General features: G+C 73.0%; 10 protein-coding genes and 2 tRNA genes. 8 read left to right on the top strand and 4 right to left on the bottom strand.

Annotation, left to right across the window (positions count from 1 at the left end):
- Positions 1-95: 95 nt before the first annotated feature.
- Positions 96-971: a bifunctional DNA primase/polymerase gene (locus ACWC24_RS34615; protein ID WP_450666858.1), complete on the bottom strand. Its 876-nt coding sequence runs from the start codon at positions 969-971 to the stop codon at positions 96-98.
- 369 nt (positions 972-1340) lie between these two features.
- On the opposite strand from ACWC24_RS34615, the gene ACWC24_RS34610 reads away from it, so the two are divergent.
- The 6 genes from ACWC24_RS34610 (at position 1341) to ACWC24_RS34585 (ending at position 7173) form a co-directional block, all read left to right on the top strand.
- Positions 1341-1655: a hypothetical protein gene (locus tag ACWC24_RS34610; protein ID WP_450666857.1), complete on the top strand. Its 315-nt coding sequence runs from the start codon at positions 1341-1343 to the stop codon at positions 1653-1655.
- A 282-nt stretch (positions 1656-1937) separates the two neighbouring features.
- Positions 1938-2942, top strand: coding sequence for a bifunctional MaoC family dehydratase N-terminal/OB-fold nucleic acid binding domain-containing protein (locus ACWC24_RS34605; RefSeq protein ID WP_450666856.1), 1005 nt, complete (start codon positions 1938-1940; stop codon positions 2940-2942).
- Positions 2943-2989: 47 nt separating this feature from the next.
- Positions 2990-3427 carry a MaoC family dehydratase gene (locus ACWC24_RS34600; protein WP_450666863.1) on the top strand — a complete coding sequence of 146 codons (438 nt, stop codon included), beginning with the start codon at positions 2990-2992 and terminating at the stop codon, positions 3425-3427.
- Positions 3424-4590 (top strand): lipid-transfer protein, encoded by a 1167-nt coding sequence (locus tag ACWC24_RS34595; RefSeq protein ID WP_450666855.1) that lies wholly within the window; start codon positions 3424-3426, stop codon positions 4588-4590. The genes ACWC24_RS34600 and ACWC24_RS34595 overlap by 4 nt, the downstream gene beginning before the upstream one ends.
- Positions 4591-4737: 147 nt before the next feature.
- On the top strand, positions 4738-5334 hold the full coding sequence (locus ACWC24_RS34590) for a SigE family RNA polymerase sigma factor (RefSeq protein WP_450666854.1): 597 nt from the start codon (positions 4738-4740) through the stop codon (positions 5332-5334).
- A 192-nt stretch (positions 5335-5526) separates the two neighbouring features.
- Entirely contained in the window at positions 5527-7173 is a 1647-nt protein-coding gene (locus tag ACWC24_RS34585) for a long-chain fatty acid--CoA ligase (RefSeq protein WP_450666862.1), read from the top strand.
- A 495-nt stretch (positions 7174-7668) separates the two neighbouring features.
- Here ACWC24_RS34585 and ACWC24_RS34580 read toward each other — a convergent pair whose 3' ends face one another.
- A complete protein-coding gene (locus tag ACWC24_RS34580) occupies positions 7669-11844 on the bottom strand; it encodes a PAS domain-containing protein (RefSeq protein WP_450666853.1) in 4176 nt (1391 codons plus the stop codon).
- 266 nt (positions 11845-12110) lie between these two features.
- Positions 12111-12623, bottom strand: a complete 513-nt coding sequence (locus ACWC24_RS34575; RefSeq protein ID WP_450666852.1) for an SSI family serine proteinase inhibitor — start codon at positions 12621-12623, stop codon at positions 12111-12113.
- Between the two features lie 169 nt (positions 12624-12792).
- Between ACWC24_RS34575 and ACWC24_RS34570 the strand changes: the two genes are divergently transcribed.
- Together ACWC24_RS34570 and ACWC24_RS34565 are read left to right on the top strand one after the other, a co-directional pair.
- A tRNA-Ser gene (locus tag ACWC24_RS34570) sits at positions 12793-12883 on the top strand.
- Between the two features lie 205 nt (positions 12884-13088).
- Positions 13089-13161 (top strand) — tRNA-Arg (locus ACWC24_RS34565).
- Positions 13162-13528: 367 nt separating this feature from the next.
- Here the strand turns inward: ACWC24_RS34565 and ACWC24_RS34560 are convergent.
- On the bottom strand, positions 13529-14824 hold the full coding sequence (locus tag ACWC24_RS34560; RefSeq protein WP_450666851.1) for a hypothetical protein: 1296 nt from the start codon (positions 14822-14824) through the stop codon (positions 13529-13531).
- Between the last annotated feature and the right edge of the window lie 195 nt (positions 14825-15019).

Below are 15019 nucleotides of genomic sequence, written 5' to 3'. Positions count from 1 at the left end.
GGCCCTGGTAGCTCCGCTACCAGGGCCTTCCGGCGCCTTGCGATCGCACGCACCGGACACCGCCCGCTGATCGGACCCCACTTCTGTCCGGAGCTCTAAGGCGCAGGCCGGTGTGCCGTCAGCCGCGCCGCCGAAGTGATCGTCGCGCGGGCCTCGCGTTCGGTCAGGCCGGTTGCCACCGCCGCGTCGACCAGGGGCGCGACGAGGGCCGGACCGATGCCGTTCTCGTAGGCGCGGCAAGCCGCCCAGAACAGGCGGGTGTTGCGCTGGCCCTCGTGCGCGGCGAGGACGAACTGGACCAGGCCCTGGCCGTGGTCGTCGGTGGCGGCGGACGTCGTGGGGTGGTGGGTGCGGGGCGGCGGGAGCAGCAGGCGCAGCAGGGCGGGCGGGCAGAGCGCCGGGGCGAGACGGGCGCAGCCCGGGGCGATGCCGTAGACGCCGTGGGCGGTGCGGGAGCCCGGGCCCACGAGGTAGCCGCCGGCGCCACGGATGTCGATGCCGGGGGCGAGACGGCCGGCGGAGTTGGGGACGACGACGTGCGGCGGCCCGGTCAGCCAGAGGTGACGGCCGCCGCTGGGGGTCAGGACGACGACGGTGGCGGGGATCGTGAACAGATGGCGCCGGGCCAGTTCGCTCAGGGCCGCGGCGGCGTCCGTGCCGGACTTGGTGTCCAGGTCGACGCCGATCAGGTGGTGCGGGGGCAGGCCGCAGGCGATGCCGTAGCCGGTCGTCCAGGGGGCGGCGGCGAACATCGCGCGGATGCGTGCCGGGTCGGTCGAGGCGTCGTACACGCCGTGACCGAAGCGGCCGCACTCGCCGTGGCAGGGCGGGGCCGCCGGGTCGAGGCGGTGGGGGGATCGCAGGGCCGGGAGCTTCGTCCGGGACAGGGGGATGACGGCCAGGCCGCGTTCGGCGGCCGACAGGGCGTGTGCGAGGGCCAGCGTCGTGGCCTGCCGGTGGGTGGTGGCCATGCATCCATGTTCGTACTCATGTTCGAGAAAGGGAAGGGGGAAGGGGTTCGACGCGCCGAGGTCGGGAGAAAAGGCTGGAAATGTGCCGGAACGCTTCACCCCTTGCGCCGCTTGAGTGTGGGATGCCTGTATCGCCCTGACCTGGGATGTTGAGGCATTGAATGTAGCGAAAGGGGTTTATCGACTTGTCCTCACGCTTGAGGGCGAATCGCGTCTTCCGGGCTGGTTCGGCGGGGATCCGATGGGCAACTCTGGTCTCGCGACGTCGTGCACCACGCCGAGGCGGTCGGCCAACTGCCTGGTGAGAAGCCTTGTTTCACACATTCCCGGGCCTCGGTCCGGACGCGTAACCAGTTCTGGAGGAACGACATGGCAAACATCCGTACCGCCCGTGTTCTCGCCGCCGCTTCCGCCCTTCCGCTCGCGGCCGTCCTGTTCACCGGTGTCGCGGCGGCCGACGACGGCTCCTTCGCGAACGACCGGTCGAACGCGGGTGCCGCGAGCGTCACCGGCAGCGGGGTCGGCCGCGACAACAGCGGCAACTCGTCCACCACACAACAGCAGGCGGTCGGCACCGGCGCTTCGAACCAGAGCAATACCGCCCAGGTCAGGGGGTCCGCGTTCACGGCCGTCAATCAGGGCAACTCGAACGTCCTCGTCAACTTCGGTCCGTTGTGGCGGTGACCCGCGACGGCGGGTGACCGGTGCGCCGGCTCCGGTCTCCCGCCTCTCGGGCTCCCTTGCGGGGTGCGTTCCATGGGGTGCGACACGACCGTGCGGCGGCGCTCCGGCGTCGCCGCGCGGTCGTTCTCGGCGGCCCCCGCGTCGGCCGGGGCGGGCTCGTCACGGCGCCTACGCCTTGACAGGGGAAGGAATCTGACGGACAGTCAGAAATCTTCCCGGAGGTCGGGGCGGTACGCCACGGCACGGATCGGCGAGGGCCGGCGAGGGGGGCGGTGGTGCGCGGTGAGCGACGAGCTGGACGTGCGGCTGAAGGCGTACGAGGGGCGGGCCGCCGTGGTCGGCGGGGTCGGCAAGGACCCCGTCAACGCACCGATGATCCGGCACTGGTGCGAGGCCATGGGCGACACCGGCCCGGCGTACCGGGGGCCCGACGCCGTCGCCCCGGCCACCATGCTCCAGGTGTGGACCATGGGCGGCCTGACCGGGCACGCGGATCGGCCGGATCACGCGGATCGCGCCGACGAGGCGGATCACGCGGATCACGCGGATCGGGCGGATCGGGCCGGGCGCGGTGGGCGGACGGAGGCGTACGACGAACTGCTCGCGCTGCTCGACGAGGCGGGCTGCACCTCGGTGGTCGCCACCGACAGCGAGCAGGAGTATCTGCGTCCGCTGCGCCCGGGGGACGAGATCGGCTTCGAGGTGGTGATCGAGTCGGTGTCGGCACGCAAGACGACCAGGCTGGGCGCCGGGTACTTCGTCACGACCCGGATGGACGTGCGGGTGGGCGACGAGCTCGTCGGCACGCACCGCTTCCGCATCCTCAAGTACGCGCCCGTACGGCAGCGGTCGAAGCCGCCCCGCCCCCGCCCGGTCGTCAACCGCGACAACGCGGGCTTCTGGGAAGGGGTGACGCGGCGACGACTGCTCATCCAGCGCTGTACCGGCTGTGCCACCCTGCGCCATCCGTGGCTGCCCGGTTGCAACGCCTGCGGCTGCCCGGACTGGGACACCGTCGAGGCGAGCGGCGCGGGCACGGTGTACTCGTACGTCGTCATGCACCACCCCCGCTTCCCGGCCTTCTCGCCGTCCGACGGCGGCCCCGGCCCGGCGGGTCCCTACGCGGTCGGGCTGATCGAACTGGCCGAGGGGGTGCGGATGGTCAGCAACGTGATCGGGGTGCCGTACGACAAGGTGCGGATCGGGATGCCGGTGCGGCTCGAGTTCCACACGTACGACGAGGAGTTGGTGCTCCCCGTCTTCAGGGCAGGGGAGGAGGCCTCATGAGCGCGACGGACGTGACGAGCGGGATGACTGGGATGAGCGGGACGAGCGTGACGGCCGGAGACCGGCTGCCGCCGCTGGAGATCGAGATCACCCGCACGCTGATCGTCGCCGGGGCCGTCGCCTCCCGCGACTACCAGGACGTGCACCACGATCCCGAACTGGCCCGGGACAAGGGCTCCCCCGACATCTTCATGAACATCCTCACCACCAACGGCCTGGTCGGCAGGTACATCACGGACCACTTCGGCCCCTCGGCCGTGCTCCGCGCGGTGGCCATCCGGCTCGGCGCTCCCAACTACCCCGGGGACACGATGGTGTTGACCGGCAAGGTGGAGGAGGCCGACGGCGGCACCGTCACGGTCCGGGTGACCGGGACCAACGGCATCGGCCGCCACGTCACCGGCACGGTCACCCTCACCGTCCCGCCCTCGGGAGCCGTGACCGCCGGTGCGGTGGAGGGCCGTCCCGCGGGAGGCGCGGCATGAGCGTGCGCGGGCGGGACGCCCTCGGCGGGCGCGCGGCGATCGTCGGCATCGGGGCCACGGAGTTCTCCAAGGACTCGGGCCGCAGCGAGCTGCGGCTGGCGGTGGAGGCGGTGCGGGCGGCGCTGGCGGACGCGGGGCTGACGCCGGCCGACGTGGACGGGCTGGTCACCTTCACGATGGACACCAGCCCGGAGATCACGGTGGCCCAGGCCTGCGGGATGGGCGAGCTGTCCTTCTTCTCCCGGGTGCACTACGGCGGCGGAGCGGCCTGCGCGACCGTCCAGCAGGCGGCGCTCGCCGTGGCGGCGGGGGTCGCGGAGGTGGTCGTCTGCTACCGGGCCTTCAACGAGCGGTCGGGGCGCCGCTTCGGCTCGGGGGTCCAGAGCCGGGAGCCGTCGGCGGAGGGCGCGGCGCTCGGCTGGTCGCTGCCGTTCGGGCTGCTCACGCCCGCCTCCTGGGTGGCGATGGCGGCCCAGCGCTATCTGCACACGTACGGGCTGACCCCGGCGGCCTTCGGGCAGGTGGCCGTGGTGGACCGCGAGTACGCCGCGACCAACCCGGCGGCGTACTTCCACGGCAGGCCCATCACCCTCGCCGACCACGCCGCCTCCCGGTGGATCGTCGAGCCGCTGCGCCTGCTGGACTGCTGCCAGGAGACGGACGGCGGGCAGGCCCTCGTCGTCACCTCGGTGGAGCGGGCCCGCGATCTGCGGCAGCCGCCGGCCGTCGTCGCGGCGGCCGCGCAGGGTGCCGGCCGCGCCCAGGAGCAGATGACCAGCTTCTACCGCGACGACCTGACGGGGCTGCCGGAGATGGGCGTGGTGGCCCGCCAGCTGTGGCGGACCTCCGGGCTCGGTCCCGCCGACATCGACGTGGGCATCCTGTACGACCACTTCACCCCGTTCGTGCTGATGCAGCTGGAGGAGTTCGGCTTCTGCGGGCGGGGGGAGGCCGCGGACTTCGTGGCCGAGCGGCGGCTGCCGGTCAACACCCACGGCGGGCAGCTCGGGGAGGCCTACCTCCACGGGATGAACGGCATCGCGGAGGCCGTACGGCAGCTGCGCGGCACGGCCGTGAACCGGGTACCCGGCGCCCGCCGGGTCCTGGTGACCGCGGGGACCGGGGTACCGACGTCGGGGCTGGTCCTGGCCGCGGACGGCTGAGCCCCCAAGGGGCAACCCGCAGTGGAACCCGGCCGCGGCTCCACCTTCAGGAGGTGGAGCCACCCCCACCCCTACAACCTGAGGGGGACTCCCCTTCGGGACCTGCGGCCGATCCGCCCGGGCGGGGGCCGCTCATAGCGTGGAGCCATGACCACACCCGTCTGCACCAGCGCCTCCACCGCCGCTGCTCCGGCGAGGCAGACCCGCCCGCAGTCCCGGCTCCGGCCGGCCGTCGGGGCCCCGGTCTACCCGTCGTTCTCGTCGTACGTACGGGCCCGGCAGCCGGTGCTGTTGCGGACCGCCCGGTCGCTGACCGCGAACCCGAGCGACGCCGAGGACCTGTTGCAGACCGCGCTCACCAAGACGTACACCGCCTGGGAGCGGATCGAGGACCACCGGGCGCTCGACGGCTATGTGCGCCGGGCGCTGGTGAACACCCGCACCTCGCAGTGGCGCAAGCGCAAGGTCGACGAGTTCTCGTGCGAGGAACTGCCCGAGCCGGAGCCCGCATCCGGCGGGCAGGACGACCCGGCCGAGCGGCAGGCGCTGCACGACGCGATGTGGCGGGCGGTCATGAAGCTGCCCGACCGGCAGCGGGCGATGGTCGTCCTGCGGTACTACGAGGATCTGAGCGAGGTCCAGACGGCCGAGGTGCTCGGGGTCTCGGTCGGCACGGTGAAGTCGGCGGTGTCGCGGGCCCTCGGCAAGCTGCGCGAGGATCCCGAACTCGGGCTCGTCCGCTAGCGACCCGCTCTGTGGAGATCCGAAGGGGTTCCGGGGGAGGTCCGGCGGGGGTCGGGGGACGGTGTCAGGGCACGGAGTGACGTGATCGATCACCCGGACCTAGTGACATACCGCGTGGTATGTGCGCAGAATCAGCGCAACCTTTCACCACCGCCAGGCAATGTCGCCCAGGAGGACGCCGTGCTGAGCACCATGCAGGACGTACCGCTGCTGATCTCGAGGATCCTGACCCATGGGTCGACGATCCACGGCTCCTCGCAGGTGATCACCTGGACCGGTGAGGGGCAGCCCGAGCGCCGCTCCTACGCCGAGATCGGCACCCGCGCGGCCCGGCTGGCGCACGCCCTGCGCGACGACCTCGGGGTGGCGGACGACGACCGCGTGGCCACGCTCATGTGGAACAACGCCGACCACGTCGAGGCGTACTTCGCGATCCCCTCCATGGGCGCGGTCCTGCACACCCTCAACCTCCGGCTGCCCGCCGAGCAGCTGGTCTGGATCGTGAACCACGCGGCCGACAAGGTCGTGATCGCCAACGGTTCGCTGCTGCCGCTGCTGGCCCCGCTCCTGCCGCACCTCAAGACGGTCGAGCACGTCGTCGTCTCCGGACCGGGCGACCGCAGCCTGCTCGCGGGCGCGACCTCCGTCCAGGTGCACGAGTACGAGGACCTGATCGCCGGTAAGCCGACCACGTACGACTGGCCGGAGCTGGACGAACGCCAGGCGGCCGCCATGTGCTACACCTCCGGCACCACCGGCGACCCCAAGGGCGTGGTGTACAGCCACCGCTCGATCTACCTGCACTCCATGCAGGTCAACATGGCCCAGTCCATGGGCCTGACCGACCAGGACATCTCGCTGGTCGTGGTCCCGCAGTTCCACGTCAACGCCTGGGGTCTGCCGCACGCGACCTTCATGACCGGCGTCAACATGCTGATGCCGGACCGGTTCCTGCAGCCCGCGCCGCTCGCCGAGATGATCGAGTCCGAGCGCCCGACCCACGCCGCCGCGGTCCCCACCATCTGGCAGGGCCTGCTCGGCGAGCTGACCGCCAGGCCCCGTGACGTCAGTTCTCTCACCCAGGTGACCATCGGCGGCGCCGCCTGCCCGCCCTCCCTCATGAAGGCCTTCGACGACCTGGGCATGCGGGTCTGTCACGCCTGGGGCATGACGGAGACCTCCCCGCTCGGCACGATCGCCCGTCCCCCGGCCCACGCGGTCGGTACGCCGCAGGAGTTCGCCTACCGGATCACGCAGGGCCGGTTCCCGGCGAGCGTGGAGGCCCGGCTGACCGGCCCCGGCGGCGAACACCTCCCCTGGGACGGGGAGTCCGCGGGCGAGCTGGAGGTGCGCGGTCCCTGGATCGCCGGCGCCTACTACAACGGCCCCGACGCCGAAGCCCTGCGCCCCGACGACAAGTTCAGCGCGGACGGCTGGCTGAAGACGGGCGACGTCGGCACCATCAGCCCGGACGGCTTCCTCACCCTCACCGACCGGGCCAAGGACGTCATCAAGTCCGGTGGCGAGTGGATCTCCTCCGTCGACCTGGAGAACGCCCTGATGTCCCACCCGGACGTCGCCGAGGCGGCCGTCGTCGCCGTTCCCGACGACAAGTGGGGCGAGCGCCCGCTGGCCACCGTGGTGCTGAAGGCGGGCTCGGCCGTCGACTTCGACACCCTGCGCGGCTTCCTCGCCGCCGAGGCCGGGATCGCCAAGTGGCAGCTTCCCGAGCGCTGGACGCTGATCGAGGCGGTGCCCAAGACCAGCGTGGGCAAGTTCGACAAGAAGGTGCTGCGCCGGCAGTACGCGGACGGCGAGCTGGACGTCACCAGGCTCTGACCGCCGACCGCCGCGGCGGCGTCACTTCGTCCGTCGCGCAGCCTCAGGCCCCGCCCCGCGGCACCGGTTCACCCGTGTGCGCGCGGCGGGGTCTCACACGTGCGGCGCCCTGACAGGTCCGCACCACCGCGTCGCCCCGCCGCACGGACGCGACAGGCCGTGCCCCGGCCCGTGTCCGGGTCCGACGGCACCGGCTGTCCGGCGACGGCGAGTCGGCGGCGGGTCACGCCGTCCGGCGGCAGTGGGCCCGCGGTGGATCCCGGCGGGCCGGACCGTCCGTCCGGCCGCGACGGATCACACGGGCTGTCCGGCTGCGGCGGATCCGCGACGGGTGTCGGACCTGCCGTCTGCCCGCGAGGGGCCCCCAGTGGATCACGCTGGCCGTCCGGCGGCGGCGGACCCACGGCGGGTCGGACCCGCCGTCCGGCGGCGGGTCACAGGGGCCGTCTGTCCGCGACGGACCTGCCGTGGGTCACACCCGCCGTCCGGCGGAGTTCAGTTGGTGCCGATGCGGGCGAGCAGGTCCACGATCCGGCCCTGCACCTCGTCGCTGGTGGACCGTTCCGCGAGGAACAGCACCGTCTCGCCCGACGCGAGGCGCGGCAGGTCGGCCTCGCCCACGGCGGCCGTGTAGACCACGAGCGGGGTGCGGTTGAGCTGCCCGTTCGCCCGCAGCCAGTCCACGATCCCGGCCTGGCGCCGATGCACCTGGAGCAGGTCCATCACGACCAGGTTCGGCCGGAAGTGCCCCGCCAGCGCCACCGCGTCCGCGTCGCTCGCCGCCCGCGCGACCTGCATCCCGCGCCGCTCCAGCGTCGAGGTCAGCGCCAGCGCGATCTCCGCGTGCTCCTCGACGAGCAGGACGCGCGGCGGGTGCTGTTCACTGTCCCGGGGCGCGAGCGCCTTCAGCAGTACGGCGGGATCGGCGCCGTACGCCTCCTCGCGCGTCGCCTGCCCGAGTCCCGCGGTGACCAGCACCGGCACCTCGGCGGCCACGGCCGCCTGCCGCAGCGACTGCAGGGCCGTACGGGTGATCGGTCCGGTCAGCGGGTCGACGAACAGCGCGGCGGGGAACGCGGCGATCTGCGCGTCCACCTCCTCGCGCGAGTTCACGATCACGGGCCGGTAGCCGCGGTCGCTCAGCGCCTGCTGGGTGGCGGCGTCCGGGGCCGGCCAGACGAGCAGCCGACGCGGGTTGTCCAGCGGCTCCGGCGGCAGCTCGTCGTCCATCGGCTGCGGCCGCGGCATGTCCGCGACCTCCACCGCCCCGCCCGGACCGTCCAGCGGCTCGGGCCCTTCGGCGGCGTTCTCGTCCGGTGCTCCTATGGCGTACGACCGTCCGGCACCCTCGGTGTTCGGCGCCAGCCGGGACTGCCCCGCGAGCGACGGCTGCGCGACCGCGGGCTGCGGTGCGGCGGCCTTGGGCGCGGGAGTCTGCGGCGCGGCCGACCGGGTCGCGGCGGGCTGCTCGGCGCCCGGGTGCGGCCGGGCCGTCTGCTCCGGACGTGCGGCCGGGTCGGGCGGGGTGCCCAGCTTGCGGCGTCGGCCGGAGGCGTTCGGCCCGTGCGGGGGCGGTGTGGCGGCCGACGGCTGCTGCACCTGCGCGGCCTGCCGGACGAACGGCACGCCCTGCCCCAGGGTCCGCACGCTGATCGCGTGTCCCTGGGTGGAGTTCGGGTCCACGGGCGCCGCCGCCTGCGCGGCCTCGGCCGGCAACGGCTGTGCCGCGCGCGGCTGCACGGGCGCGTTCTCGGGCGGCAGCGGGGTGCCGGTCGCCGGGGTGGCGGACGCCACGGGCTGCTGGGCGGCCGGAACCTGAGCCGGGATCTGAGCCGGAACCTGAGCCGGGATCTGAGCCGGGATCTGGGGCGCGGGGGCACCGGCGGCCGGCCCCGGCCGGCCGGAAGGCGTCTCCGCGGGGAGCGGCTGGGCGGGAACGCCCTGCGCCGGAACCGGCTGCTGGGCGGCCGGCTGCGCCGGAACCGACTGCTGGGGAACCTGCGGAACCAGTTGCGGCACGCCACCGGCCTCCGCCGACTGGCCGACGGCCCGGCGGCGGCGGCCGGTCGGCGCGCTCGTGGGGTGCGGCTGAGGCGGGGTGTGGTCCTCGGCCTGGTCGTGGGGCGCGACGTCGGGCCGGCCGTGGTCGAGGGACCCGTCCCCCGGGGGAACCGGCCCCACGGGCAGCGGCAGGGGTCCCGGCGACGGCACGGGCACGGGCGCCTGGGCCGGTGCCGGCACCGGCCCCACCTCGTCGGGGGCGCGGTCCGCCTCGGCGGGCGGGAGCGCGAAGACCGCACGCGGGGCGGCTTCCTGCTGGGCGGCGCGTTCCGCCGCGGCGGCCAGGGCACGGCGGCGCCGTCCGCTGGGCTCCCCGTCACCGTCCGTGCCGTCCTCGTGGTCCGGGGCGACGGCCGCGGGCAGGGCGGGCGGCAGCGCCTGCTGTTCGTCGGTGCCGCGCCGGGCACGCCGTCCGGCGGACGCGGGAACGCCCTGCGGCGGAACGGTCTCGCCGACGGGCATGCCCTGCGGCGGGACGGTCCCGCCCAGTCCGGTGCCCGAGGCGGCGGTCCCCGCGGCGTTCTCGCCGGCCATGACGACGGCACCCTCGGCCGCGCCCTGGCCGGTGGCCGCGGGCGCGATCTCGGCGGCCCGTCCGCGCCGCCGTCCCGTGCCGCCGGAGACCTCCCCGGCGTCGACGGCCGCGGCCGCCGGCTCCTCGGCGGCGGCCGCCGCCCGCCTGCGCCTGCGCCCGGTCGGCGACACGGCCTCCGCGTCGCCGGCACCGGACTCGCCCGGCACCTCGCTCTCCAGGAAGGCGTCCACGGAGGACCGGCGGGCCCGTCGCCCGCGCCCGCCGCCGGGGCCCTGGGCGGACCCGTCGCCGTCGTTGCCGAGGCCGGCGCCGGCCGGCGCCTCCAAGGCGTAGGAGGTCGGCCCGGCCGGGGCTTCCACCGCATAGGCGGCCGGCGCCGGGGCGAGCTCCAGCGCCTGGGAGGGCACGGTCCCCGCGCCGTCGCCGAGCGGCACCTCCAGGACGTACGCGTTGCCGCTCATGCCCGGCACCTCGTGGGTCTGGAGCACACCGCCGTGGGCGCGCACGATCCCGCGCACGATCGGCTCGTGCACCGGGTCGCCCCCGGCGTACGGGCCGCGCACCTCGATCCGTACGACCTCACCGCGCTGCGCCGCCGCCACGACGACGGTGTTGTCCATGTAACCGCCCGCCGACACCGGTGCGTTGCCGGTGGCGTCGACACCGGCGACGTCCGCGACGAGATGCGCGAGCGCGGTCGCCAGCAGCCGTGCGTCGACCTCGGCCTCGATGGGCGGCGCGTGCACGGCGAACTGCACCCGGCCGGGCCCGATCAGCTCGACGGCCCCGTCGACACCGGCGGTGACGACGGCATCGAGCATGACGTTCGTGCGGTTGACGACCTGGGTTCCGGCGTCGAGGAGCTGGTAGCCGAGGACGTTGTCGATGAGGGTGGTGATCCGCGAGTAGCCCGCCGACAGATGGTGGAGCACCTGGTTGGCCTCGGGCCACAGCTGCCCGGCGTCGTCCGCGGCGAGCGCGGCCAGTTCCCGGCGCAGCTCGTCCAGCGGCCCGCGCAGCGACCGGCCCAGCAGGGTGAGCAGCTGGTCGTGCCGGGCGGCGAGCGCCTCGTAGCGGTCCTTCTCCCGCTCGCCGAGCGCGGCGTAGCGGTCCTCGTTCGCCGCGAGCTCCTCCTCGTGCCGCTCGGTCAGCTCCTCCAGCTCGGCGACGTGCTTCTGGCGCAGGGCGGTCAGGTCGGAGGCGTGTTCCTCGGAGAGCCGCTCCAGCTCCCCGGCGTGCTCCTTGTCGGCGGCCTCCTTCTCCTCGGCGAGGGTGTCGTACTGCCGCCGGTCGTTGAAGGTCATCACCGCGCCGACGAGCTGGTCGCCGTCGCGCACCGGCGCCGTGGTCAGGTCGACCGACACCTTGTCGTCGGTCTTGGACCACAGCACCTGCCCGCGCACCCGGTGCTTGCGCCCGGAGCGCAGGGTGTCGGCGAGCGGCGACTCGTCGTACGAGAAGTGCGAGCCGTCGGCGCGCGAGTGCAGCACGAGGTCGTGCAGCTTCTTGCCGCCGAGGTCGCTGGCCCGGTAGCCGAGGATCTGGGCGGCGGCCGGGTTGACGAGGACGATCCGGCCGTCGGTGTCCGTGCCCACCACGCCCTCGGACGCGGCGCGCAGGATCATCTCGGTCTGCCGCTGCGAGCGGGCCAGCTCGGCCTCGGTGTCGACGGTGCCGGACAGGTCGCGTACGACCAGCATCAGCAGCTCGTCGCCGGTGTAGCCCTGGCCGTCGTAGGCCTGCTGCCCGTTCTCCAGGTTGGCGCTGGTGACCTCGACGGGGAACTCGGCCCCGTCCGTCCGCCTGGCGATCATGCGGGTCGGCTTGGTCCGCCCGGCCGGGTCCATGTGATCGGGCCGCCGCATGGAGCCCGGGATCAGCTTGGAGTCGAACTCCGGCAGCAGATCGAGCAGCCCGCGCCCGACGAGGGCGGTGCCCGGCGACTCGAAGGCCTCCAGGGCGATGGTGTTCGCGTTGACGACCGTCCCGTTCGCGTTGACCAGCACCAACGCATCGGGCAGTGCGTCCAGTATGGCTGCGAGGCGAGCAGCGCCTCGGGATGGCCTGCTGCTCACGAGACGCTTCCCTTCTGTTACTGCACCTTGCCGACCGCCCGGGCCATCTTGCCAACCTGCCCGCGACGTGTCACGCGAGGGATTCTAAGGGCTCGGATCGCTCCCGCGGCGCCGGATGAGAGGGAGCTCGCACGACCAAGTGACACGAAGGGCGGGATCGGCCGCCCCGGCTGCGCGGGACCTTCGCGGTACCTCTACGGGTCCGTTGCCTCCGCCAGGAGGCCTCTGTGCGGGACCTTCGCCCCCCTCGGCCTCCCCCGGGGTCGCTATCGCCGTAGGTCGGGAAGCAACGGTACGAACCGGTCCCAGCGGGCGATCCGGCACCCGTCGCCGCGGTCGAAGGTCGCGTCGACGGGCCGTCCGGCCCAGGTGCCGGTGACCCTTGCGGTGGCCGGGCCGCCGTACTGCAAGGTGCAGACGCTGTCCTCGGGCACGGGCGCGAAGGTCTCGACGCCCCAGCGGGTGTTGCGTTCCACCGCCTGACAGGCGGCCGCCGGGTCCGGATGGCTGCCGCCGTCCGGATGACAGCGAAGTTCGTACGTTCCGTCCGCGGTGCCGCCCGTGCCGCGGACGGTGACGGTGAGGCGGTCGCCGTCCGCCCGGTCCTCGTCCCGCGCGGGCGGCGGCATGAGACGGGCGCCGCCGACCGCGGCCGGGGCGCTCCCGGCATAGGCGGCCGTGGGCGCGGCGGACAGTGAGCCGACCGCGGCGAGGCAGGCGGTGGCGAGGGAGGCGGTGGCGGCGAGCCGGCGCAGAGGGCCGGAGGTGACCTGCGACATGACCTGACTAACGCCGCACGACGTGCCACGTTGCGCATCCGCCGCACCGGGAGGTAAGCCTTTGCCCTACGGCCTCCCCGCCTAGTACCGTGGAGGCCGATTGGTGACGCGGCCGTCGTCTGTGTCATCATCTGCACGCACCACTCGCGCTCGCGTGAGCGGTTGTGCTGGAGGCGTCGCCTAGTCCGGTCTATGGCGCCGCACTGCTAATGCGGTTTGGGCCTTAAAGCCCATCGAGGGTTCAAATCCCTCCGCCTCCGCGTGACGACGAAGCCCCGGTCCAGTGGACCGGGGCTTCGTCGTTCCCCCATGTGGCTGCGGGAGTGCCCTCAAAAGGCGTTTTCGCAGGTCGCAAGGGGTGTGGCTAACGGATTTCACATGTCGGCGGCAGTCATGTAATGTTCTTCCTGTCGCCGCAAGCGGGCCGGAAGGGCCGGGAGCGAAGACAAGAACAACAAAAGACAAGCACTCGTAGCTTAACGGATAGAGCATCTGACTACGGATCAGAAGGTTGCAGGTTCGAATCCTGCCGAGTGCACAACAAGCCAGAGGCCCCGTGGATCTTTCCACAGGGCCTCTGGCTTTTGCCTTGACAGTCGTGTTTGACGGTTTGTCGGCAGCCACCCGAGGGAGCGGGGCAGGGGGCTATGGGGACGCCGTCCAGGCCGTCGTCGTCGTTCGGCTTCTTGCCGTCACCCGTGTCTTCCTGGGCGTGCCCCCGACGCAGTCGAAGGACGAACGCCGGGAGTCCGACCGGACCAAGGCGTGAATGTCCGTTTCGCGTCCACTCCCCGCAAGCGCACCGAGCCGGCTCGTGACGGGAACGGACGCCTCGGTACCGGCCCCTGGCCGGTACCGACCCGTGGTCGGCCGCGATGAGGGGCTCGCGTCCGACCGTCCGTGGGTCAGGAGCGCTCTCGGGCGGCTGGGGGATTCAGGCAGAGCGCGATGTTCCGGACCGCGGCGGTGAGTTCCTCGATCACCCGGGCTGCCTGCTCCGCGTTGTGGAAGCCCGGGCGCACGGCTTGGGACAGGTCCAGTTCCCTCACCGTCTGGAGAGCCAGCTCGGCGCCCATGGCAGAGGGGGGCGCGGCCTCGGGCGCGGGCGCCTCGGTCACGGGAGGGGACACGGGTACGGCTGGCCGGGCCGGCGCGGCCGGGTCCGCCGTGGGTGCGCCGTAAGCCGAGGGTGCCATCCGGCGCGTCGGCTCGGAGAAGGCCGATGGCGACCGGTCGGCCTCGGCCTTCTCCGAGGCCGAGGCCGGCTGGCCGGCCGGTTTCTCGCCGTTCTCCGGTTCCCCGCGGTACTCGTCGAACGGGGGGTGGAAGGTGCCGGAGCCGTCGGCCGTGCGGGCGCGTTCCTTCACGGCCGGTCGCATCGGCGCGAGCTGCGGGGCGGGCGGGCTCTGGGAGGTCTGCTGGGCGTGCGGGACCTGGTCCGGCGCGTGACGAGTCCGGGGCACGAAGTGCTCGAAGTCCGGGAACGTCAGGGGCGTGGAGTGCGTGGAGGGGCGTGGGTTGTACTCGGCCTGCCACTGCATGCGGTAGCAGTCGACCTGGTCGGCGCAGGCGGTGCGGGCGTGGAAGACCGCGGTGTCCTCCTCCAGGTCCGGGTACCAGAGGTTGGGGCCGGGGAAGCGCACGGTCCGCACCCGGGGCCTGATCGGCTCGGCGCAGCCCATGCAGCAGTCCTCCGGCACGATGAGCGGGATGCCACCGTTCTGCTCGGGCCAGCGCGGACCACCGTCCCAGCGGTACTGTCCGTGGTGGCAGGGCGGCAGTTCGCCGCAGGCGCGGCAGACGGCGTAATGTTCCGGGAGTACCTGCCAGTCATGGCTGGCAGGGGCGCACCAGTGCTTGGGCGTGGACCGGGGCAGGTTCTCGTTGCGCAGTACCAGGACCACCGGGCGCTTGTAGAACTCGGAGCGCTCCGGTGCCGGCTTGACCACCTGGTTGTTGGCCCGCCACAGTTCGTTGGCGTGCCACCACAGCTCCAGGTGGTCGCGCCAAGCCTTCTCGTAGGACTTCGGCCACGAGTCGCCCGTATAGCCGTTGATCTCCAGGAGCCGCCAGGCCTGCCGGTCGAGTACCACGATGGAGCCGACCCGCAGTCGCAGATGTGTTCCGTTGTCGTCCTCGGCCGGCCAGTCGTGCCGGCCGATACGGGTGGGCTGGTCTGGGAGCCACCTGCGAGCCTGCATGTCACGCTCCTCGGCAACGAAACTTCATAGTTTCAACTGGGGCAGTGGGCAACATTCTGAACATCCGGTCGTTCGCTTCGGTGTAGACACGCGCACGCTGTTGACCGATGGCGACCGGAAACACTTTCGCGCTACCGCTTCCTTCAGAAACGCCTGTGCCACCGGGCATTTTCGCCACCATGGCCGTCACCGGAT

This window comes from Streptomyces sp. NPDC001443 (assembly GCF_053597355.1).
Note: the sequence above shows the minus strand (reverse complement) of the source record. Positions and strands in the feature narration are given on the sequence as shown.